We start from the raw sequence: 23,716 nt of genomic DNA, 5'->3' as shown, positions 1-23,716 counted from the left end.
ATAAAGGATTCACAGGGATGGGCGATAGTAACAAATCCTCAATTTAATGGACCATCGTACTACTCATTCAATAATGAACCTGTTACTGTAAATAAACTAATTTCATCAACAATTGAAATTACAAGGGCGAAAGAAAATTCAAAAGATATGCAGGAACTTATTTTCCATAAAGTTCTCGAAGCCAAAAAAGGCAATGATGGATACGGGTACATTTCTATTGCGGTTCCAATGGATAAGGCTAATACGAATTGGTCATACAACGATTGCAACGGATGTACTGGCAATGCAATCGGAATGAAATACCTTATTTCAGCATCAACTGACTGGTCAGGCCAAACATACTACTACGAAGGTGAAGTTAGAGTCACATACGAAAAACTACCTCCAGTAGACCAGCCCTATCTCGACTGCACCTGCAAAGCTGATCCATCAACTGTTGCCTTTGCAGACAAAGACGTTGCTGTAAACTCGACAATTACTGCAACGATAAAACAGCGAGGTTCGCTCAAAATAAAAAACTGGAAAGTATTTGGCCGCCTTAAAGACGGAACCCAATATCAGACGCAGACCATAGCTCAGGTATTAGATACGATCAGCTATAAATTTGCATTCACAATACCGAAGGCACAGTTGAGTGGCCGAGACAGCTTCACCGAAACATTCGTCATGCGCGCCATAGTCACTTTCACGGACGGAACGACAGCGGAGCAGGCTATTGAATGCACGACCACCGTTACGAAGCCGGGAGTATCTACCCCAATCGCTACAGCTTCTAATGGAGGATCTGAGCCAACGCCTGCGCCAAGACCAATACTCGAAGTGAATGCAAACTGGAGTCCAACCTCCATTTTCACCGGTGATCGGGCGACTTTATCGGCGACAGCCCGAGGATATACCGATTATTCGTGGGAATTAACTGAAAATTTAGACAAATTTAATTTTGATCAAAAAGCTTTCTCTCATCCCGCGGTGACCTTTAATGAACCGGGCGTTTATAAGGCTACGCTGAATGTATCTAACGACTATGAAAGCCTATCAGATACGGCGTTGCTTTATGTCAATGATCCGAAACCAGTCGCCATCATTTCTGGTGTGACGCGCTGGATTCAGGGGAGGTCCTTCCCACAGCCTCATCATCTGAATAACTCGTTTTCACCACTGTCGGAGCGGGGTGTGACCATTGATTTCAGCAAGTCGGAAATTCGCTTTAAGAAAAATGATAGTGGTGGTCCTTATACGGTCGGTGTATGGCCTGCTAAAGCACCGGATCAGCTAGGAGCCTACACTCTTGAAGGCAAGGTCCATGATTCTCAAGGGAGAGAAAGCGAATGGACGTCTTATCCATTGGAGATTGTCCCTGATCAGCCGCCTGTAGTGGCGCTTTTAGCTGCCGAGCAAGGCGTGCGCCATAACGAAAACACGATTTATATGGATGCAAGCAGCCCAGATGGCGACAAGCTGGAGCGCCTTTTGCTTGAAGAGCGTTACGATGCTGACAATGATGGCGATTTTAATGAGGAACCATGGCACACGTTGTATAACGGGGCTTACAAGGAGGCGCATAGCGTAAAATATACGACAGTTGGCAAGCGGCAGTACCGGGCAACGGTTACGGAGGATTATGGCTTGTCGGCACAGTCTGCTATTGTGGCAACGGACATTATTAATCGCGCGCCAAGTGTAGATTTTACTGCAATCGGCCTGACGCAGCAGCCGGACCAGGGGGAAAGCAGCGGTCCGCCAATTACCTCATATTCTCCGGAATCGATTTTGCGATCATGGGTTAATAAGACGCCATATGAAGGAGGGGCGACAAATAAGGCAAGCTGGAAACCAAATGGAGTTAATCTGACGACCCGCAATGCGCTATGGGCAGATTTTAATGGAAGCTATAATTTGGCGAAAAAGATGAAGCCGCTGCCGGCATGGGAAGGCAGTATCGGTCAAATTTATGCTGGCTACAAAACGACAGTGATGACCGAGGCTGGGTATTATTATGCTTATAGCTACAAACCGCCAGAGTCTAAAAACTGGGTGTTTTCAATTCGTGATGTATGGACAGGCCAGATTGAACATACTTATGTGCATCCTGGGAACACATTCAAAGGGGCATTTTATCAATATCATCCAACCCAAATGAAGCAGGCCTATTTTCTAGAAGAAGGGACCGTAAATGTTTCTGGGGACACGTTGCGTGTATATAACATAGAGACTGGACAGCTGATAGAGGAGTATCCTAACATTGCGCCCCCAGCGACTGGAGGTACAGCGGGCAGCAGCTATTGGGACGATCCGAGCAATAAGGTCATCGGCACTGCTTTTTCGCCAGATCGGCAGTTTCTATATGTCGCTTACCGGGAAAACAACGGAGGACGGACGTTCGAAATTCGGCAAAAGCTTTATGTAGCTAAATATTCTATCGCCCAAAAAACGCTGTATTGGACAAAGCTTGTGCATGCAGGAATAGATGCATGGAACATTTATCAGATCGGCAGTGTAGATGTCGATGCAAATGGCAATTTGTTAGTGGCTGCAAACATGCGCAGAGGTACGGAAGATAATTGGACGGCGTTATTTTATGTCGTAAACCCTAATGGTCAGTTAATAGCTAATCATGTTACTGGCAAGGGCATGCTTTCTGCTATCACGATGTCGGCTGACCGTATGAAAAGCTATGCGACCTCCATGCGTTTTGAGTTTGGAAATTACGGATATTCTCAGGTGAGCGGTGTTCTGTCTTACGGTACAGCAACGAATAGCTTTACGAGGCCGGAGAAAAACAGCGGCACGATTGATGTATTGAAATTCCCTTACGAGCTCGCAAAAACAGCAGTTAATAAGTCTGGCGTTATGGCGACGCCGTATGGGTTTTTAATCATGCCGGACGGTTCCATAACGAGAAACGATGATAGAAATCCATACCGAATGCTGGACCATTTTATAGTTGCAAATGATAAAAGCCCGTCGCCAAGCGATCCGATTATGACGCAAATATTATGGCCTAAAACAGGCTTAATCGGCCCTTTTTCACAGCCTTCGGATGAGTTTTGGGCAATGGCATCCGGTGTGAAGCTATTTAATAAAATCACTTATCAGACAGCGGGCGGCCAGCAAATTTGGGCAAGCTCGGCATTTCAAAAATTACAGCATTGGGCAGGTGTATTGGGGATTAATCAAACGCCGTCTTTAGGTGCGGAAACTTATGAGAGCAAAGCCTATTTTGTGACGGAAACGATGAAATATTCAGATGGAAATGGCTATGATGGAGTTGCTTTTAACGCTTCATCCAATGTCCTTCCGAATGGTTCGGTTTTAGGCATCGGAACAGATGTTATCTATACGGGACCCTATTCAGGCTCACTCACGAGCAAAAAAGTAGTGATTCCTTTCACAGGTGAATCAACGGGAGATTTGCCTCGTCTGCTGAACGATGCTACGGTCGAGGTCGATAGCGAGGCATGGGGCGGACTGCTTTACGATCCGAATAGCATAATGAGAAATCAGGTGCTTGAATTTGAGCTATCCATCAATCATTTATCGAATGATAGACCAATAGGGGCAGCCATTCAAATTCAAGATGAAAAAAATATGTATGCAGTGGAGTGGACGAGCAGCTCCCTTACTCTTTACAAAGTGATGAGCGGCAACAAGACTGTTCTGGCTCAGGCAGCCATGCCGCGGAGTGCGGGTATCCCTTATGCTTTCAGACTAGAATCGCTGGCAGGTGTACACCGAGTTTCTATTAATGGGGTTAACAAGCTTGAAGCAACGGACGCCACTTACAAAAAAGGCTCAGCAGGCTTAATGTCGCTTGGTCAGCAGCAGGCCTCGTTTAGCCAAGTGAAGCGCACCAATTATGGCGATTCTATTCCAGAGGAAACCTATGAAGCCGTGCTTATAGGAGAACAGATTTTATACAATAAGCTGTTTAATGATCCTGAGACGGATGCGAAATTAGCGGAAAAATGGAGCTACACGCACAATCCAAATTATTTTGCCAATACGCTTGGCCTTAGCCAATATAATGGGAAAGCTTTCGACACGGCGCTAAATTCGCTCGAAAAGCCCGGACTGTATGCTATAACTTATTCGGCACAGGATAATCCCGGTCTGGCTGATTACCGTTTGTTTTCGGAGCCGGTTACAAAATCGCTTTATGTCCACCGCAGGCCGATTGCGCAGCCGGATATTTGGTTTACGGGCACCGTTTACGCTGGAGGGGAAGCGCTGGATTATTTGACGCACGATACATCGTATGACCCGGATGTTCCCGGTTATTTGGCGGATCGTTTGTTTCGGACACGCTGGGCGGACGAAAGCACGTGGACAACTGGGAAAAGATTGCTTTATAGCCGTCCCGGCATCGAGCTGATCGTTCAGGAGCAGGTGAAGGACATGCATGGGGCATGGAGTTTCTGGGCGGAGACGAGAGTTTATAAGGAGGAGCTGCCTGCAATCAATCAGTCCAAGCCGGAAATGGTCATTACCTATCCTGCTGGTTCATCTTCCGCGCCAACAGTTGTCCTTGACGAGCCTAATCTAAAGTGGATATACCGGGATAAAGAAAATGATCCGCAGGAACAGTTTTATTTGAAACTAACATATGTGGATAATGGCGAAACGGCGCTGGAGGTAGAATATCCGGGCAGTGATGCCAGCTTCCAGCTTGAAGCAGGCACGATAGATATTGGACGCAAGGTGAAGGTACAGGGGCGTGTATTCAGTCGTGGAGCATGGTCGGATGATAGCAATGTCGTATATTTTATCATTGATTCGCCGCCAACAACCTACTTGCTTAGCTATAACGGGGCAACAGCCTCGGAGCCGATCTATACGAATAACAATCGTCCGAATTTGCGTGTATTTACAGTTGATCCTGAAAATGACCCTATCACAGCAATCGATTATGAAGTGTTTTTCCATGCTGTGGATCGCAGGGTGCTGGACACTAATATGGCGAGTGCTGCAGCCAGTCATATACCAGCATTCAATTTGCAGGAAGGCCTGCATTATTGGAAAGCGAGAGCCTATGACAGTTATGTATGGGGGCCTTACAGCAGCAACGGCTATTTCTTTGTGGATACCGTACAGCCGGATGATGTGGAGGAGCAGCTTGAAATTAAACCGACCTCGGTAACGGTTAATTTTAATGCTTTTAGCGATGCGGCCCCATCCTCAGGCCATGCAGCTCGAGTCTTTTATATGCAAAAGGTTCATACAGATGGCAGTGTGACGACGATTGATTTGAATGGCGATGGTTTGGCCGAATATAGTATGGCTATGCAGATGGAGGCACGTTCTCATCAAGTAACAGGATTAATTCCCGGACAAACGTATCGATTGACGGTCATAGATACGGATGTAGCGGGCAATCCAGGGAAATATGCGTATATTTATTTTGTGACCAATCGCCCGCCAACGGTTGATGCAGATTGGTCTCCGAAACCGATTTTTGAAGGAGATATCGTAACGTTCGAGGCGAATGCAGCTGATCCGGACAAAGATACGCTCTCTCTAAAGATGGAGCTTCAGTCGCCTTCCGGGAAAAAATATGCGTACGATTATACCGTTTCCTATCCTTACGCCAAGACGGGGCCGAAGCTCAAAATGGAGCAGACTGGCACATGGCAGCTAAGCGTCACTGTAGATGATGGTTTAGCTGAACCAGTAACGATCTCCCAAGCCGTTCAAGTGCAGCCGCTGAAAGTAGCGGGAATGGTCAATCATACGGACGATTGGAACAGCATTCGCAAATCCTATAACAAAAAACAGAGCGGGGATGAAGAAGCTCCGCGTGCATCCAGCGTATTTTGGGCAGGAGAAAAATTCATTTTAGTAGCGAATGCGACAGAAACGGGAACGGATACGAAGCCGGAGCGCGTAGAGGTTGCCATGAACAGCTTTAAAACGAAGCTGGAGGTGAAAAATACGGCGGGTACATTATGGGCTGGCGAGCTATGGGATGCTTCCTTTGAAAAGCTTAACAAAGGAACATTAAGCTTCACATTTACAGCTTATTATAATAATGGAACGGTGAAGGAGGATGTCGTACAGGTGAAGATAGACGGTACGGTTAATGATGTTCTGGGCGTTCACCGCGTGCGATAGAGCGTCTTTTGCGGGAAAAGAAAATACGGGGGATGGTTCAGCCAGCCTATACAGATTTGTTTTGGGAATGAAGGAAGGGGTGGAACAGATTGTCTCTGTTTATGTTAGAGATCCAGATCGGAATCTCATTGAATTATCGCAGTACTTAGTAAGATTCTATGAGAAGTTAAAAAGCTGATGGGAAGTAAAGGTTAGCCCAGCTTTATATTATCCCCTATAAGTAAAAAGTGTGGAGCAAGCTCATTACAGTTTACTTATAGGGGGTTTTTCATGAGTAAATTTTGCACAGGCAGATTTTCACTCAGTAGAGCTGGTGTGTTTGCGACTCCTGCGCAGTTAAGGAGAGGTGGATTCTATTAGACGTAAAAGCTCTTGGGGCTGGTCAATTAAAAAACTAGGTTTGCCGGATTCCAGCAGTTCTTTAGGGTCGAGTCCCCAAGTGACTCCGATTACCTTAATGCCGCATTTATGGGAAGCTACAATATCCCGCAGCTCATCGCCGACGTAGATCACGTCGTCCGGTCGGAGCCGATTTTGTTTTAAATAGGTTTGAATGGTTTTATGCTTGCCGAACAGACCGCTGGAGCTGCGTATGTCATGCAGGGTGTGAATGCCGTGAGGCTGCAAAAAATCTGCGACGTTGTTTGCGGCGTTGGATGTAATAATGGATAGCTTGATGCCGCTTTGCAGCAAATGGCTTAATACATCTTGCATCCCGTCACAAAATGGAATCGAAGCAACATGCTCATTGTATTTCCGTTTGAATTCCTTGCTGATTTTGCGAAACAGCATAAACCGATAAAAGGGAACGTCAAGCGCTTTAAATCGCTCCTGCAAAGATAGCTGGCTCAGCTTCTTATATTCCTCTTCGGTTACAGGCTTAAAACGATATTGTGCCGCCATTTCATTATAGATGGTAAATACAGCGGCAGCAGAGTCGGCAATCGTACCGTCAAAATCAAAAATAACATGCTTGTACATACCAGTATCAGCTCCCTTGTTATGCCTATTTATACTATAAAAAGTAGACGATAACAACAAGGGTAGTTCATGATGGAGCTTTGCGGGTACGGGCATTTTAACATTTCTCTAGCCGTTGACCATCGAATAAATGAACATAGCGACAAGAATATTGACGATAAAAGCGGAGCCCGAGATAAGCAGGGAGAGGAGGACTTTGGCGGCAGTAGGAAGCTGGCTGCGGAATAGATTAACGTTTCCAAGCATGGCAATGGCACCAATTGCACCGCCTAAAGCACCGCCCAGAAAGAGCAGCAGCAGAGGCAATGCGCTCAAAACCCATTCATAGCCCTTTAGCTTTTTGGCGAGCAGCACTTCGCGGCCATTCCATGTCACCTTCGGTACGTTATCAAGCATCGCCCGTCTAACCGTAATTTGCTGCGTCTCTCCATTGAGCGGGAAGAGGTAGCCATCATTTGTTTTTTCGATTTTATTGCCATTAATAAATACAGAAAAGCGTCCTGCAAAACCAGTAGTAATTTTTAATTCGGTGTTTTCGGCTAAAATAGTTTGGAATTTCATAAATAATTCTCCTTCTGTTTATAAAAATACAATAATCCATATCCTAGTACTATTTCGATCTTTTTAACTGGAAAGTGAATAGTTCTATATTCCTAACTTTAGGAACAATACACTAATTTGATGAAGGGAGGAGGGAGGGGAAAAGAGAGCAGAACACAGAAAAAGAGAACGGAAAAAGAAAACAGCACCTGCCAGTAATCGGCAGATGCTGCTTGTTTGGAGCAATTAAGAGCGTTTAAAGATGAGAAAGCCATCTTCAACAGGAATCGTTTGTCCATTGATTGCCGAAGCCTCCTCGGAGAAGAGGAAAGCTACAACATCAGCAATTTGCTCCGGCTGAATGAGCTTTTTGCTCAGATGCTGCTCAGCAAGAAAATTTTTGAAATCATCGCCATCTTTGATAATCGGCGTATCGATGAAGCCTGGTGCGACTGCAGTTACGCGAATGCCCGCATCAGCAAGCTCCAATGCTGCCGATTTCGTCATCATGACAACAGCAGCCTTAGCGGCTTGATAAGCAAAGCTGCCTTTAGCAGCCATGTAACCGAAGATGGAAGCGGTGCTGACAATAATGCCTTTAACACCAAGCTCTTTCATTTTCTTCGAGGCATAATAGATGCCCAGGTACACGCCGAATTGGTCTATAGAAATAACATGGTTGAAGTATTCCGGTGTGTGATCCTCAAAGGAGCGGATATCGCCAACGCCAGCATTGTTGAAAATTCCGTCAAGCGTACCGTGCGTTTCAACGGCTTTGTCGATCATGTTTTTAACATCTTCCACGCTGGAAACGTCAGCGCGGATTGCGGAAGCTTGTCCGCCAGCTTGCTTGATCAACTCAGCTGTTTCTTTGGCAGTAGCTTCATTGTAGTCGGAGGATACGACGATGGCGCCTTCGGCAGCAAGCTTCAAGGCAGTCGCACGTCCAATGCCGCTTCCCGCACCTGTAATGATGATGACTTTGTTTTCAAGCTTCATGATGGATGGTCTCCTTTTCGACTAGTTGTATTTATTTATTATTGTCCAACCATACCGCCATCGACCGTATAAAGCGATGCCGTAACGAAAGATGCTTCATCGGACAGAAGGAAATTCATTACAGCAGCTACTTCTTCCGGCTCACCGTAACGGCCCATCGGTGTTGCGGCTTCATTGGCTTTTTTGAATGCCTCTGGATTGCCGAAGTTTTCTTCAATTTGGCGCATCATGCGCGTATTGATTGTGCCTGGAAGAACGGCGTTGACACGAATGCCAAGTGGAGCAAGCTCATTGGCTGTAACGCGAGTCAAGCCGATTACGGCATGCTTGGACATGATATATGGGGACATGCCAGGTGCGCCCATGAGGCCAGCCAGTGATGAAGTGTTCAAAATCGCGCCGGATTTTTGTTTTTTCATAACAGGAACGACGTAGTGAAGACCGAGGAATACGCCGCGAACGTTAACGTTATATACAAGGTCAAGTGCTTTCACGCTTTGCTCTTCGATGAGCCCGGATGGACCTTCGATCCCGGCATTGTTAGCGAAATAATCGATTGTGCCGAATTTTTCCACGGCTTTGTTTACGTAGTTTTCAACATCTTCTTCTTTGGAGACGTCTGCTGCTACGATTAGGGAGTTGGAATCGTCAAGACCAAGCTCAGCAACGACTTGCTGCAAAGCTTCAAGCTTCAAGTCTACCAATACCAAATTGACTTTACGCTCTACAAAACGGCGGGCAAGCTCTTTTCCAATACCGCCAGCGGCGCCTGTAATGACTGCGGTTTTCGTTGTTGTTGTAACCATGTTTTATCGCATCCTTATCGTATAATTTAGTCGAGCGCAGCTTGAAGGATTAAGTTGTATGTGTGCCATTACAGGTTACACTTCACAATGTTGTCACGACAATAATCAATACTTTCTTAAATGTCACGTAAGTGACAGGTGAAGAATGTATGTCTACTTTTAGACGGAAATTGAACATATGAAACTTAATTGTTGATTTTTGCTTATGATGTACAAATGTATTCCATCGTATGCAAGCTTTGGGTGTTTAATAGGTGGGGAGATTAGATAACATTTATTGTGGAATATCGAATGAGGTATAATAGGGACAACATTATCTATAGGCTTTGGAGGCTGAGCGCATTGGCAACGGAGAAGCAACTGGACCGAAGGACGAGAAGAACGCGTCAAGCGATTAAAGCTGCATTCGTGTCGCTCATATTAGAGCGAGGATATGAGGCTGTGACCATACTTGATGTGGCAAAGCGGGCAGATTACAATCGTGGAACTTTTTATAAGCATTTTGTCGGCAAAGAAGAGCTGCTGCAAGAGATACGAAGCGAATTTCTGCTTGGCTTTGCAGAGACTTTGCTTATCCCATACGAGGGGATGGATCTGGTAAAGGCTGAAGATATTTATCCTTCGGCGCTGCAGCTGTTTGACCATATTGAAAAACATAAAGATGAGTTTCAGGCGCTGCTTTCCGTAGATCGCAGCTTTGGGTTTGAGCTTTACGACGTGCTTCGTGAGTCGATGAGGCGCGATATGCATATCACTATGGATGAGGGCAGCCCTGCTCTAGACTACGAAATTTTGCTCAGCTACCAGATGTCAGCTGCAATGGGCGTTATTCTTTATTGGGAAGAATCGGGCTTTAAATATTCCACCTCCTACATGGCGGACCAGTTAATTGGGCTGGTAAACCGCAAAATGGACAAAATCACGTTCAAAAAAGATGCTCCTTCGTCTGCTCCAACCGTAAGTGTCTATTCCCCTTATAATCAGTGAAGCCCAGGAGAAGCGTGCGTTCGTTAGGGCAAGGATCAAGTTTTTGTTACAAATTTTTCTATTAATTGATATTGTAGGCTTAGATAGGAAGATGTATAATTTTTCATAGGGGTCGTTCCCAGCTCTAACTATCGGGTATCTAGCTTGCAAAAGGGTCGGCTCTTCCAACCAAAATCGGGAGGAGGCGCGTCTGTCTAAAAATATAGACAAGTATATGCCGTTATCTTCGTTAAGTAGGTTGAACGACAGTACTTCGGATTTGTGAGTGGTTACCATACCCGAATAGGAAAAGGAGTGAATTAAAGAATGAGCAATCGTCAGCTTTACCCATTTATGAAAGCGCTTAAATTTCTAATTATCGTAAGTTTATTGCTTCCCCTCTACTGGGCAAAGCCTGTGCAAGCGGTGGAAGCCGGGAATACTTTGCTCCAGCAAAGCGATTTCGAGGATGGTACGGTGCAGCAATGGGGTGGCCGCGGCGGTGTGGAGGTTTTGGCTGCAAATGCAGCAGCAGCGCGCAGCGGAGCATACGGCTTGGCGGTAAGTGGACGCACAAGCACTTGGCATGGGCCTTCTCTTGATGTGACAAGCCAGCTTGAGATTGGGCAAACGTATGAGTTTATTGGCTGGGTCAAGCTGCCCGCTGGAGCAGCAAACGCCAATATTTCAATGTCTCTTCAGCGCACATTGCCTGCTGGTACCCGCTATGAAAATATCGCATCTGGAGCGGTCACAGCGAGCGGCTGGACGAAGCTGCAGGCTACATTCAAAATGCTAGAGCCGGCCACACAGGTAGCGGTTTATTTTGAGGTGCCAGGAAGTGCAACCGCTTCCTTTTACCTTGATGATTTTCGGTTTGAGCGGCATCCGGATCTTGGCCCGATTATAATTGAAGACACCATACCGTCGCTTAAAGATGCTTTTGCCGGAAAGTTTTTAATTGGCTCGGCTTTTACCAATGATGAGCTGCTGACGGTTCCGGATAAACAGCTGCTTTCCAAGCATTTTAACAGCGTCACGCCTGGCAATGTACTGAAGTGGGACAGCACGGAGCCGCAGGAAAATGTATTTCATTTTTCTGAGGCAGATGCTGCGGTAGCTTTCGGTGTGCAAAATGGCCAGCAAGTGCGTGGACATACACTAGTCTGGCATTCACAAACGCCTGACTGGGTGTTCCGTGACGCGAACGGAAATTTGGTCAGCAAAGCGGTGCTGTATGCACGCATGCAAAATCATATTCAAACTGTAATGGAGCGATATGAGGGCAAAATTTATGCATGGGATGTAGTAAATGAGGTCATTGATACGTCGCAGCCGGATGGCTTGCGCCGCAGCCTGTGGTATCAAATTGCAGGGGAAGAATATATTGAAAAAGCGTTCGAGTTCGCCCACGCAGTGGACCCGACCGTGAAGCTGTTCATCAACGATTACAATACGCATGAGCCGGCAAAAAGCCAGGCGCTGTATAACCTAATTACCCGTTTGCAGGCCAAAGGCGTTCCGATTGACGGCGTCGGCCACCAGACGCATATTAGTCTTTATTATCCCACACTTGCGGAAATTGAAAGCTCCATTATCAAGTTCAAAGCGCTTGGACTGGAGACGCATATTACCGAGCTCGACATTAGCGTCTATTCGGATAATTCGCAATCCTACGATACATTCTCCGCGGAGCTGAAGCAGCGCCAAGCTAATTTGTACAAAGCGCTATTTCAGGTGTTTTTGCGGCATACGGACACCGTTACGAATGTAACCTTATGGGGCAAAGATGATGCGCATACGTGGCTTCGCACCTTCCCGGTAACCCGCAACAATTGGCCGCTTCTGTTCGATGAGCGTTTGCAGTCCAAGCCTGCCTATTGGTCGGTGCTGGAAACGGTCCAGACGCCTGAGGGGCCGCTCGTTCCTGCTGCACCGACTGGCCTAACAGCGACAGCTGGCAGCATGCAGGTTCAGCTTGCTTGGAATGCGGTAGCCGGCGCGACCTCGTATACAGTGAAACGGGCAACGACGAGCGGGGGGCCATATACGACGCTTTCTGCTGCTGTATCTGGCAGCGTCTATAATGACACAGCCGTTACGAACGGAACGACCTATTATTATATTATTCAGGCGGTCAACAGCGCTGGTACGGGAGCAGCTTCTGCTGAAGCTGTTGCTACACCGACCGGTACGACCGGGCCAGAGCAGCCTTCTGGTGCCTTGGCAGTCGCATACCGGGTAGGGGACAGCAATGCAGGGGATAACCAGCTCAAGCCGCAGTTCATCATAAAAAATAACGGGACGGCTCCCGTCGCGATGAGCGGACTAACGATTCGCTACTGGTATACGATTGACGGGGAAAAACAGCAAAACTTCTTCTGCGACTATGCCCAAGCAGGCAACGGCAATGTATCGGGCAGCTTCGTCAAGCTGACTACGCCGCGGACAGGCGCCGATTATTATGTAGAGCTTTCCTTCAGCTCCGGCGCGGGCAGCATCCCAGCAGGCGGGACATCTGGCGAAATTCATACGCGCATTCATAAGAGCGATTGGACAAATTTCAGCGAGACGGATGATTATTCTTTTAATTCGTCGCGAACGACTTATGCAGATTATACGAAGGTAACATTGTATCAAAACGGAAATTTAGTGTGGGGCACAGAGCCTAGCTAATAGGGGAAATGGGCAGCAAGAAAAACATGCAGAAATGCACAAATGTAGAAATGCAGAAATTTAGCAAGGCATAAATTTAGCAAGGCAGAAATGCAGGAAAGCAGAGATTGAGAAAAAAGAGATACAGCAAAATATCTCAAAGGAAGTGCGGAAGGCAGATCGTTGCCTTTCCGCACTTTTTTTAACCGCAGTCACACTTGGCATACATGTATGCTGAACAAGGAAGCCAAATGTTAAACCTTGCCCGAGTTTACCTGTGTATCGATGGAGCCGCCCTGAATAATAATTTGTACGGCAGCAGCGATAATAGGAGCTATTGGCAGGATGACAAGCTTTTCACCAAAAACCTCATGCTCCTCCTGCATTGCAATCGTATCGGTGACGACGATTTCGCTGATATTAGGCGATGCCAGCAAATTTCGCGCCCCTCCCGAAAATAGCCCATGTGTTGCGCAAACATAAGCGTTCCCGGCTCCATTTTGCTTAAGGGCATTAACGACATTGACGATCGTATTTCCGGTATCAATTAAATCCTCAATGATAATCGGCGTTTTGCCCGCTACATCGCCAATAATATGCGTAATTTCCGTCTGGTTGTGGGCCGGGCGGTTTTTGATCATAATGGCGAATGGGCAGTCCAGCTCGCCCGCTAGCTTTTCCGCTGTGGAAGCACGTCCTGCATCGGGAGAGACGACAACCGGATTTTCAATATTTTTGCTTTTTAAATGATGGATAATAAGGTCGAGGGCGGTTAAATGGTCAACCGGAATTTCAAAAAAGCCTTGAATCGGATCGGCATGCAGATCAATCGTTACGATGCGGTTCGCACCTACGGTCGTCAGCACCTCGGCAACCAGCTTCGCCGAAATCGGCTCGCGGGGCGCGGTTTTTCGCTCTTGCCGGGCATAGCCGTAATAGGGCAAAATCAAATTGATTTTATTTGCCGAAGCACGTTTGGCAGCATCAATGAGCACAAGCAGCTCAACCAAATGCTCATTGACCGGATGGGACATCGCTTGAATAATAAAGACGTCGCAGGTACGAATCGGCTCTTGATAGGAAACGTGAATTTCGCCGCTTTGCTGGCGGGTAATAGCGACATCGCCGAGCGGCTGCCCAAGCAAAGAACAGACCTGCTCAGCGAGCTTGCGGTTGGATGTACCGGAAAAAAGCTTTATTTTTTGCATCTTAAGCCTCCTATAGGAACAACATTTCACCGATTTTTTCGCTTTGTAGCTTGTTGTTGCGCAAAACGCTGACCATTGGCATCGTAGTGCCGGACATCTCCATAGTGTCTTTACAGAAATTATTCGCGGCATTGAAGATTTATTCAATGATCATGTTTAGTAGATTGAGCTCAAATCACAAATTGGATATGCTAGAGAAGATGAAACAGAGATGAAAAAGGAGTTGAGGGCATGGGCCAATCATTGCGAGTAGAAGAGCTGACGGAGCTTGATGAGCATACGTTAGAGGAGTTGGCCGGGCTCATTGTCGAGGTCGTAGACGATGGAGCGTCGATCGGCTTCCTGCCGCCGCTTAGCAGGGAGGACGCCAAAGGGTATTGGCAAGGCGTATTGGAGCCGGGCACTTTGCTGTGGGCTGCCAAGGAGGGAGAACGAATTGTCGGTACCGTACAGCTCCAGCTGGCGCAAAAGCAAAATGCATCCCACCGGGCGGAAATTGCCAAAATGATGGTGCAGCCCCAGCAGAGGCGCAAAGGCATTGCCAGACTGCTGATGCAGGCAGCGGAGGAGCGGGCTGTTGCGGAACAACGAAGCCTGCTCATCCTCGATACGCTAGAAGGAGCGCCTTCTAATATTTTGTACCAGTCGCTCGGCTTTATTGAGGCAGGGCGTATTCCGAAATTTGCCCGTTCAGGTGACGGCAACCTATATGCCACGGTATTGTATTATAAAGAAATATAGTTGGTTTGATCGTCCAAAGCCCAATTAGGAGCAGCAGCTTGCCGCTCTTAATTGGGCTTTATATTGCAGCACCCTCACGCTTACTGGGGCTTTGAAAACTCCCGTTCATAAATCGAGCTGACGAGATTTAGCACTTTAGCGCTTTGGTCAGCAAATTTCAGCTCAGAGGCTTTGCCATTTACAAGATATGAGCCAGGCGCTGCAAGCTTCTGCTTGCTGACCGCTGCTTCATAAAGCAGGGAAGCGCCTTTGCTTGGATGCGAGAAAAACAGCTTCATGATGGGCTTTATATAAAAAGGCAAGCCGGAGCTTTTTCCTTTTCTAATCGTATTATTGCCGCCCGGATCAACGCTGATGATGCGGAGGCCTTCTGCTGCAAGGGCTGGAGCCAGCTCCTTTGTCCACAAGGAAAGAGCGAGCTTGGAGGTGGAGTAGGGACCGAACAGCTTCTTGAATTCCGTTGGGCGCTCCAACGTTTGCGCGTTGAATTTCTTCAAGGTTTTGAAAGAGCTGGTCGACGTATTAACGATCGTCTTATAGCTTCCTTTTTTGAGCAGCTCCTTCAGCTCCATAAAGACGGCATATGGCGCGACCGTCTGCAAATCAAAATGCTGCTCCCGCCCTTGCTTGGTCATAGATAGCTCCGAGAAGCTGCCTCCTGCATTGTTGAATAGCACATCCAGCTTGGCTTCTGCTGCTTTAATTTGCTTCAGCCCCAGCTTTAAGCTTGCAAAATCAGCTAAATCGGCTTTGTAAATGCGAAGCTGTCCCTTGCGCAGAGCAGCTTGAATCTCCTCATCGTCCTCTAGAAAATCGGAACGAATGAGTGCGGCAACCTGCCAGCCTTCCCCAAGCAGCCTGCGAGTGAGCGCTAGCCCAATTCCATTGTTAGCGCCTGTAATGAGCGCGGTTTGTACATCTATTTGCTTGTTCATCATGTTTCCTCCTCGATAGAATGGGCAACCAAGCCAGCAGCTAGCTGTTGATGCTCCTCTTGATGGCCTTAGCGTACAACTTGGAGGCGGCTCCAAGTCAAGCGGCCCGGCAAAACTTTTTGAAACAAAGGGCTTGCAAGTCTTTTTAAGATCGGCTATAGTTTAAAGCAAGTTAGTGATTGATCAATCAATACCAAATGAAAGGTTGGGTGCGTTTATGGCAAAAGGAACGGCAACAGCTGCCAGCAGGCGTTCCGATATCGTATCTGCGGCTATTGAGGTTTTTTCCGAAATTGGTTATTATCGTGCAACTACAGCGCAAGTAGCCGAGCGGGCAGCGATCTCCCAGCCCTATGTGTATCGCTTCTTTACGAAGGAATCTTTGCTGGTGGAGGCGCTTGATGTATCTTGGCAGCGCATCGTCAAAGCTTTTCAGCAGGTCATTGATACGGAGGAGCCAGCTACCTTGGAGCCAGGGCTGATCCGGGCTTATGAGGAAGTTATGGGCTCGCATCGCAATGAAATTTTATTGCAAATGCAGGCGCAGACGATTCGGGAAGCTCCGGTTCGCGATGCCATGCGGCAGGGCACCGGCCAGGTGAAGCAGCTCGTTGAGGATGCTTTTACGAAGGCGGGCATTGCTGATGCTGGCGCGCGTACGACGAATTTTTTGGCTAGAGGCATGCTCTGCAATGTGGCAATGGCACTGGAAATGCCGGAACTGTTTGTGAAAGAATAGACCATTGTTATTCGTTTGTGGCGGTGGTCTTTTTAAAAGGACGGCAACAGCCGTTTTACCTTGACCATTAGTAATTGGTTGATCAATCACAAAATTAATCGAGCTGAAAATCGAGAGGAGCTATTTAAATGAATCATTTAATCGTGTACGCACATCCGAGGAAAGAAAGCTTTAACCATGCTATTTTGCAAACGGCGGTCGAAGGGCTGACGAATAAGGGGCATGAGGTCGTTGTGCGGGATTTGTATGAGCTGGGGTTTCAGCCGATTGTCAGCGCAAGTGAAATCATTGGCGGGCTGAGCGAGGATATTGAACAGGAGCAGCAGCATTTAAAATGGGCCGACATGATCACCTTTATTTACCCGATTTGGTGGACCGGGCTGCCAGCGATGATGAAAGGTTATATCGAACGCATATTTTCTTACGGTTTTGCTTATAAGTATGTGGATGGCGTGCAGATGGGCCTGCTAAAGGGGAAAAAGGCCGTCATTATCAACACGCAAGGCAAGTCCAAAGCGGAATACGAAGCAAATGGCATGGGAGAGGCGCTGCGTTTAACGTCGGATAAAGGGATTTTCGAATATTGCGGGCTGGAGGTTAAGTATCATCTGTTCTTCGACTCTGTTCCAGCATCTGATGAGGCAATGCGCAAAGCATGGCTGGAGCAGATTTCCTATATGGCAAGCAAGGCTTGATCAGGCAGCTTCTTTTGCTTAGTTGTAATTGATCAATCAATAATTTAAAAAAGCACGTATTTTGTAAAATAAGGCAGGCCGTAGCTCCCCAGGGAACGACGTGCTTGCCTTTTTTGAATTTTTTTTTAGATTTGCGTGTAAATATTAAATGTAGAAACCAGTCGAATGCTGAAACATGTTACAATCTTTTCAAAAGAAAAATTAGCTTTCTAACGGAGGCCATCATGCAGCCATTTACGAAAAGAGTTATTGAAATTATAAAACGCATCCCAGCAGGCGCTGTCATGAGCTATGGGCAGATTGCCGAGCTTGCGGGAAGCCGCAGAGGTGCGCGCCAGGTTGTGCGGATTTTGCATACGCAGAGCAGCATCCATCGGCTGCCGTGGCACCGGGTTGTCAATGCGCAAGGAGAAATCGCCATCCCGAGTGAAGAGGGGAATATGGAGCAGCGGTCGCGCTTGGAGGAAGAGGGTATCGAAGTTAGTGTGCAGGGCAAGCTGGATTTGGCAAAATATCGTTTTAATCCGGCGCCAGCGGACATAATGGGAGCGTGGGATAACCTGGATCCAGACGATGTGGACCAAATGTTTTAAACCCGGATTCAGAGAAACGAGGCAGATGGATGCGTAAAATACAATCAAGCGGTTCGGGCAAAAAAGTGATCTTAACCGCAATAACGTTCGTGTTATTGTTGACGGCATGTGGACGCTCGGAGCAGCCAGCTCCATCCTCATTGCCCACGTCCTCGGCAGCGCCACAGGACACGCCTGCGCCAGCATTGCTGCCAGAGCAGCATTTTGGTGACAAGCTGCAAATGCAGGACAAGCGTCAGAAGCTGTATCATTTTATAACGACTGAGCTGTCTGGAACGGCTGGCATTTATACGAACTTGCAGGATACGGAGCAAAATGCGGAGCTGACAACGGGGCATGAAATGCTTAGCGAGTCAGCGGGACTTATGATGCGCTACAAAGCGTTAACGCAGCAAAAGTCTGCTTTCGAGGAGGAGTGGGCCCGCGCCAAGCAATCGTTCAATATGGAGACGGCTTTCAGCTACCGCTTCAGCCCCAAGCTGCAAAAGCGTTATACGCTGAACGCAGCGGTTGACGATTTGCGCATCATCCGTGCGCTTTATGAGGCCGGCGATGTTTTTCAAAATGATGGCTACAAGCAGGAGGCCGACAGCTTCGGCAAACGTTTTTACGAGCATAATGTGAAAAATGGCTATTTGTATGATTTTTATGATGAAACATACAAAATAACGAATAATTTTATTACGTTATGTTATATCGATTTGAAGACGCTGGGGCTGCTGCCTATCGAGGCGGGGGAGCGGCAAACGCTGATCGCTAATATGGAGAAAGTCATCAAGGACGGTTATTTAACGGACGAATTTCCTTTCTATGAGACGCGTTATGATTATGGCAAAGGCAAATACAGCTCGGATCATATTAATATGGTGGAATCTTTGTTAACTGTGCTGATATTAGCCGAAATGGGTGAAGAAAAAGCTGAAAGCATCCGATACATAAAGGATAAGGTGAAGGCGGGTACGCTTTACGGCCAATACACGAGGGAAGGTGCAGCCACGACGGATACGCGTTCTACTGCCATCTACGCGATAACGGCGATGATTGGCTCCGTGATTGGCGACCAGACCTTATATGCCGACAGTATTGGCAAAATGAATGAGTTTCAAATCGAGGAGGTCGGAAGCCCGCTGCTCGGCGGCTTTGGCGACACGGCAGCTCAGCAAGCCTATTCCTTCGACAACCTAATGGCTTTGCTTGCTTATACTTACTAAAAAAGCCTTTTTCATAATTTTCCTCAGCAGAAACTTTGGTGAAAAAGGCAAACCTTTCGCGCAGCGATGATCCTTTTTCACCAAGTTTATAAAAGTTATTTAAGAAAGAAGGCGCCCACCATGATAGCAGACAGGGCCAAGCACTACGCGCGGCAAGCCTACGCCTTATTGAACAGATACCTATCGCCTGCCAGCTTCGCTGCTTTGGCAGTGCTCATCATTACCATCATCGCCTTGTTCACGCCCCCGTATATCGGGATGGCGGACAACGGGGACTTTTTTCGTATTTTGTACAGCAATGGCTTGTATTTTAACGCCCCGGATTATGACAGCCAATATCTCGGCTACTTTGTAAAGAAATTTGGCATTTTGCAATATTACAATGAAAATGGGACAACCTTTACGTCCTCGCAATCCTGGTTCATTCAATTGTCAGTTGCGCTGAATACGCTGCTGGCCAGCAGCCAGGTGTTCGATGTGCGTTTTCAGGCGGCCATATTGACGATTCTTTACGTCATTGCGATTTATTTGCTCGTTGAGAGCCTGACCTGGAAAGTCGACCGCAAATACGGCTATATAATTGCGCTGCTGGCGATTTTTATGTTTGGCGATACGGGATATACGGCGTTTTTCAATTCTTTTTTCAGCGAAGGCATCGTGCTTATTATGATGATGCTCGTCTTTGCCTCAGGGCTGCTGCTTTACCGCCGGAGGTACAATGATTACGCGATGCTTGCCGTGTTTACGATCAGCGGCTTTCTGCTGACGACGAGCAAGCAGCAAAATGCTCCGGTTGGCGTCATTATTGCCGTCATCGGCCTGTTCTACCTATTCATCCATGTGAAGCGGACGTTCCGCGTGCTAATGCTGACATCGCTCGCTGTTCTGATGATGGCAGGCATTGCAACGTACGTGCTCATTCCGAAGGAGTTCGTCAATATTAACAAATACCATGCGATGACGCGCGGGGTGCTGATGGGCTCAGATGATCCGGAAGGCGCCTTGGAGGCGCTCGGCATGGACAAGCAATATGCAATTTTGAAGGACAGCATTTATTATGAGCCGTTTACGACGGTGGATGTGGACTCGCCGATTTTAGAGGAAAACTTCTATAGCCAGTACGGCTTTGGTGCGATTGTCGGCTATTATATCAGCCATCCGGATCAGGCTGGCAGCATGCTGAATTTGGCAGCGAAAAATGCGTTTACCATCCGCCCCGCGGCGATGGGCAACTATGAGAATTCAGCAGGCAAGCCATTTGGCCAGCAGACGGTCTTTTTCTCCGGCTACAGCTTGCTGAAAGAGGCGCTTGCGCCCAAAACCTTCGGCTTCATCGTCATCTGGATGATTGTCGTTGTTGGCGTTTATATGCCAGCTTTCGTAGCGGCGATCAGGGCACGAAATTTAAGGCGGGCTTCGCGCCTGCCGCTCATCGTCATGATGATGCTGGCCGGCTTGTCCGGCATCTTCGTCTCGATTATCGGGGCGGGGGACGCCGATTTGGCGAAGCATGAATTTCTGTTTACCGCGGCCTTTGATCTCATTACGTTTTTGGTCATTGCAGACGCTGTGCGCCGCAGATTATGGCATAGCGAGCAGGAGCAGGATTCGCCAAACGAAATACATCTAGAGAGGGTGGGAAGGTGAGAAGGTGAAAAAAAGCAAATGTAGACAACCATTACCGAAAATACTATTGAACCTGCTGCTGTTGCTCTGTTTGCTTTATAGCTCTTCCATTTCTTCTCTCGCTGCTGCGGCAGAAAGAGAGGCGGAGCCGATCCGCGTGCTGCTGCTCTATGACAGCTTGGCCAAGGACTCGCCAAAGGCTGGCAATGTCGAGGCGCTGCAGCAGCAGCTTGCGGCATTCGGAGCGCAGGTGACACTCCTCTCCGTAGATGGTTACTCAGGCGGCATGCTGGAGCAGTATAGCAAGGCGATTCTGGTGCGAAATGCAGCTGATATGGAGCTGACGAATGCCGCTTTTGTTCAGGATAGGATAGCCTATCGGGGCGATTATTTTCACATCGGCGAGGAATTGCCTGCTCCGCAGCAGCAATCGCTGCATATTGCCATCGAACAAACGCCGAGCGAGGAAACGATGCGGCTTGCGATTGGCCCATTTTCAGATGAGGCGGTGCGTGTGCAAAACACTCCGTACATCGTGATGGAGCAGACGACAGCAAATCCTTCGGTGAATCCTCAGGCCGAGGCCTACGGAAGCTTTACCCCCAAGCAAAATAGCGGGGCGGACGGAAGCTCCCCCTACGCGGCGCGGAATGAGCATACGGCATATGTGCCTTATTTTCAGAAGGGGAATTTGAGCGAGCTGGCGATGTCGTATGTGCTGAAGGATTGGCTGGGACTTGCCGAGCCGGGGCAAACCTACTTGCTTTTTAAGGAAATTTACCCGTTTTCGGATTTAACGCTTTTGGCCCAAATGGCCGATACTTTGTATGATGCGGGCATTCCTTTTGCGATAAGTGTCCAGCCGGTATTCAGCAATTCGGAGTTTCCAGCGATGAAGCGCTATTTGGAAACGTTGAAGTATGTGCAGTCGCGAAACGGATCTGTGCTGGTCAATGCGCCAGTCGTGGCTTCAACCATTGGTCAAAATGACCAGACGCTGAAAACGAAGATGACCTCATTCATTGACGTATTAGCGGCTTACGGCATTGCGCCGCTTGGCATGGGAGCGGAAATGTATTGGTCCTACGATAAGGAATACGCTGTGGATGGCATGGGCTTCTTTAATTCGGCGGTGCTGCTGCCTAATAAGAAGCTGATGTACCGTTCGCAGTCGAACGTTTCCAAGCCTTTTGCGTCGTCGCTTTACAGCATAAGCCCGAGCTATCTTGCCAGCTTTGACCGTGAGGGCAAGGCTTGGGAGCCGCTTCCGATGAATACGGCACTGACGTATGATTTTGCTGAAAACGAAGCGCAGCTGAGCGCCGATCTCGCCAGCATTACGGAGAGCTGGATGACCTTCGCAGATTATAAGCAACAAGGCCATGAGGTGCGAACCGAGGCGCATGTCATTCTGTCGCAAGGCGGCCATATGACCATTAACGGTCAAGCGGTAACCTTGAATGATGCGCTGCGGCAGGTCAGCTCTGATTATGAATATGCAGATAAGGGCACGGTAAGCTTTACCACCTTGTTTAATGTGCAAAATAAAATTTTTATCGTCATTATTATTGTGTCGCTCTTCATATTCGGCTTCCTCTTTATGATCGGATACCGACTGTACAGACGCAAATACTTCAAATAAGGAGACAGCTATGACAATCGCAGACATCCTCATGTTGATTGCCGTTATCTGTATTTGGTCGCTACTGCTCGTCAATGTGGTGCTGATAATCGCCGGATATTTATTTTATATTCAGAGCGAAGGGAAGCCTGTACCGGAAATCAAGGGGGAGACCCCCTTCGTCACCATTATGGTTCCGGCCCACAATGAGGGCAAGGTCATTACGAAGACAGTAGAGTCGCTGTTGGCGCTTGATTATCCGCATGACCGCTACGAAATTATCGTCATTAACGATAATTCCTCGGATAATAGCGCGGCGCTGCTTGCCGAGGTACAGGCCAGATACGCGGGACGCCATTTAATTGTTATCAACACCGACAAGGTGACAGGCGGCAAGGGCAAGTCGAATGCGCTCAACATTGGCTTTCAGCAAAGCCGCGGCGAGCTGATCGCCATATATGATGCGGACAATACGCCGGAGCGCACAGCGCTTCGCTATCTGGTCGGTGAAATTACGAATGATGATACGCTGGGCGCGGTCATCGGAAAGTTCCGAACACGCAACCGCGATACGAATCTGCTTACCCGTTTCATTAACATAGAGACGCTTTCCTTCCAATGGATGGCGCAGGCGGGCAGATGGAAGCTGTTCAAGCTTTGCACGATACCGGGAACGAACTTCATTATGTGGCGCCATATCGTCGAGCGGATTGGCGGCTGGGATGTGAAGGCGATTGCCGAGGATACCGAGATCAGCTTCCGTATTTACATGATGGGGTACCGAATCAAATTTCAGCCGAAGGCCGTCACCTGGGAGCAGGAGCCGCAAACGGTCAAAGTGTGGTTCAAGCAGCGAACGCGCTGGGCGAAGGGCAACATTTATGTCATTGTGAAAAATATTCCTTTGCTGTTTGACCGCTCGGCGACGAACATCCGCTTTGATATTTTATACTTTTTATCGATTTATTTTCTGCTTCTCACGTCGCTCGTTATGTCGGACCTGCTGCTCATACTTCATGCCTTAGGTTACGTACATACGACGATCGCCGGCTTCAGCTCCTTTCTCTGGGTGCTGGCGGTCACGCTGTTTATTGTAGGCACTTATATTACGCTAACGACGGAGAAAGGCGAGCTAAGGCTGTCCAATGTGTGGATTATTATGCTGATGTACGTATCCTATTGCCAAATGTGGATGGTTGTTGCCGCTTACGGCCTATATACGTATCTCAAGGATTTAGTATTTAAGCGCGAAGCAAAATGGTACAAAACCGAACGTTATTAAAGCTGGAGGA

General features: G+C 47.8%; 17 protein-coding genes. 11 read left to right on the top strand and 6 right to left on the bottom strand.

Annotated elements, in window-relative coordinates:
• Positions 1-147 precede the first annotated feature (147 nt).
• On the top strand, positions 148-6,108 hold the full coding sequence (locus tag BBD42_RS05020; protein ID WP_150131512.1) for a PKD domain-containing protein: 5,961 nt from the start codon (positions 148-150) through the stop codon (positions 6,106-6,108).
• 336 nt (positions 6,109-6,444) lie between these two features.
• Here the strand turns inward: BBD42_RS05020 and BBD42_RS05010 are convergent, their stop codons facing one another.
• From BBD42_RS05010 to BBD42_RS04995, 4 genes are all read right to left on the bottom strand, one after another.
• Entirely contained in the window at positions 6,445-7,089 is a 645-nt protein-coding gene (locus tag BBD42_RS05010) for an HAD hydrolase-like protein (protein ID WP_172455394.1), read from the bottom strand.
• Between the two features lie 108 nt (positions 7,090-7,197).
• Complete coding sequence (locus tag BBD42_RS05005; RefSeq protein ID WP_099517262.1) at positions 7,198-7,650, bottom strand: hypothetical protein; 453 nt, start codon at positions 7,648-7,650, stop codon at positions 7,198-7,200.
• Between the two features lie 225 nt (positions 7,651-7,875).
• On the bottom strand, positions 7,876-8,628 hold the full coding sequence (locus BBD42_RS05000; protein ID WP_099517261.1) for an SDR family NAD(P)-dependent oxidoreductase: 753 nt from the start codon (positions 8,626-8,628) through the stop codon (positions 7,876-7,878).
• A gap of 38 nt (positions 8,629-8,666) precedes the next feature.
• Positions 8,667-9,434, bottom strand: a complete 768-nt coding sequence (locus BBD42_RS04995) for an SDR family NAD(P)-dependent oxidoreductase (RefSeq protein WP_099517260.1) — start codon at positions 9,432-9,434, stop codon at positions 8,667-8,669.
• A gap of 342 nt (positions 9,435-9,776) precedes the next feature.
• Between BBD42_RS04995 and BBD42_RS04990 the strand changes: the two genes are divergently transcribed.
• A complete protein-coding gene (locus BBD42_RS04990; RefSeq protein ID WP_172455393.1) occupies positions 9,777-10,421 on the top strand; it encodes a TetR/AcrR family transcriptional regulator in 645 nt (214 codons plus the stop codon).
• A gap of 306 nt (positions 10,422-10,727) precedes the next feature.
• Positions 10,728-13,076 (top strand): endo-1,4-beta-xylanase, encoded by a 2,349-nt coding sequence (locus tag BBD42_RS04985; protein WP_099517258.1) that lies wholly within the window; start codon positions 10,728-10,730, stop codon positions 13,074-13,076.
• A 233-nt stretch (positions 13,077-13,309) separates the two neighbouring features.
• On the opposite strand, the gene BBD42_RS04980 is transcribed toward BBD42_RS04985, so the two are convergent.
• Entirely contained in the window at positions 13,310-14,263 is a 954-nt protein-coding gene (locus tag BBD42_RS04980; RefSeq protein WP_099517257.1) for a ribose-phosphate diphosphokinase, read from the bottom strand.
• 231 nt (positions 14,264-14,494) lie between these two features.
• Between BBD42_RS04980 and BBD42_RS04975 the strand changes: the two genes are divergently transcribed.
• Positions 14,495-15,004, top strand: a complete 510-nt coding sequence (locus BBD42_RS04975) for a GNAT family N-acetyltransferase (protein WP_099517256.1) — start codon at positions 14,495-14,497, stop codon at positions 15,002-15,004.
• Between the two features lie 80 nt (positions 15,005-15,084).
• On the opposite strand, the gene BBD42_RS04970 is transcribed toward BBD42_RS04975, so the two are convergent.
• On the bottom strand, positions 15,085-15,939 hold the full coding sequence (locus tag BBD42_RS04970) for an SDR family NAD(P)-dependent oxidoreductase (RefSeq protein WP_481855964.1): 855 nt from the start codon (positions 15,937-15,939) through the stop codon (positions 15,085-15,087).
• A 217-nt stretch (positions 15,940-16,156) separates the two neighbouring features.
• Here BBD42_RS04970 and BBD42_RS04965 point away from each other — a divergent pair, with 217 nt between their 5' ends.
• The 7 genes from BBD42_RS04965 to BBD42_RS04935 all read left to right on the top strand — a co-directional run bounded on the left by BBD42_RS04965 (position 16,157) and on the right by BBD42_RS04935 (position 23,706).
• Positions 16,157-16,678 carry a TetR/AcrR family transcriptional regulator gene (locus tag BBD42_RS04965; RefSeq protein WP_099517254.1) on the top strand — a complete coding sequence of 174 codons (522 nt, stop codon included), beginning with the start codon at positions 16,157-16,159 and terminating at the stop codon, positions 16,676-16,678.
• Between the two features lie 128 nt (positions 16,679-16,806).
• Positions 16,807-17,373 carry an NAD(P)H-dependent oxidoreductase gene (locus BBD42_RS04960; protein ID WP_099517253.1) on the top strand — a complete coding sequence of 189 codons (567 nt, stop codon included), beginning with the start codon at positions 16,807-16,809 and terminating at the stop codon, positions 17,371-17,373.
• A gap of 224 nt (positions 17,374-17,597) precedes the next feature.
• Positions 17,598-17,966, top strand: a complete 369-nt coding sequence (locus tag BBD42_RS04955) for an MGMT family protein (protein ID WP_099517252.1) — start codon at positions 17,598-17,600, stop codon at positions 17,964-17,966.
• Between the two features lie 29 nt (positions 17,967-17,995).
• Positions 17,996-19,177 carry a glycosyl hydrolase family 8 gene (locus tag BBD42_RS04950; protein WP_099517251.1) on the top strand — a complete coding sequence of 394 codons (1,182 nt, stop codon included), beginning with the start codon at positions 17,996-17,998 and terminating at the stop codon, positions 19,175-19,177.
• Between the two features lie 120 nt (positions 19,178-19,297).
• Positions 19,298-20,824: a glycan biosynthesis hexose transferase WsfD gene (gene wsfD / locus BBD42_RS04945; protein WP_216364920.1), complete on the top strand. Its 1,527-nt coding sequence runs from the start codon at positions 19,298-19,300 to the stop codon at positions 20,822-20,824.
• Positions 20,825-20,828: 4 nt separating this feature from the next.
• Positions 20,829-22,445, top strand: a complete 1,617-nt coding sequence (locus BBD42_RS04940; RefSeq protein WP_099517250.1) for a hypothetical protein — start codon at positions 20,829-20,831, stop codon at positions 22,443-22,445.
• Between the two features lie 10 nt (positions 22,446-22,455).
• Complete coding sequence (locus tag BBD42_RS04935; RefSeq protein WP_099517249.1) at positions 22,456-23,706, top strand: glycosyltransferase family 2 protein; 1,251 nt, start codon at positions 22,456-22,458, stop codon at positions 23,704-23,706.
• Positions 23,707-23,716: the final 10 nt, after the last annotated feature.

Origin of the sequence: Paenibacillus sp. BIHB 4019 (genome assembly GCF_002741035.1) — a bacterium.
Classification (GTDB): Bacteria; Bacillota; Bacilli; order Paenibacillales; family Paenibacillaceae; genus Pristimantibacillus.
This window is presented reverse-complemented; position numbering and strand designations above follow the sequence as displayed.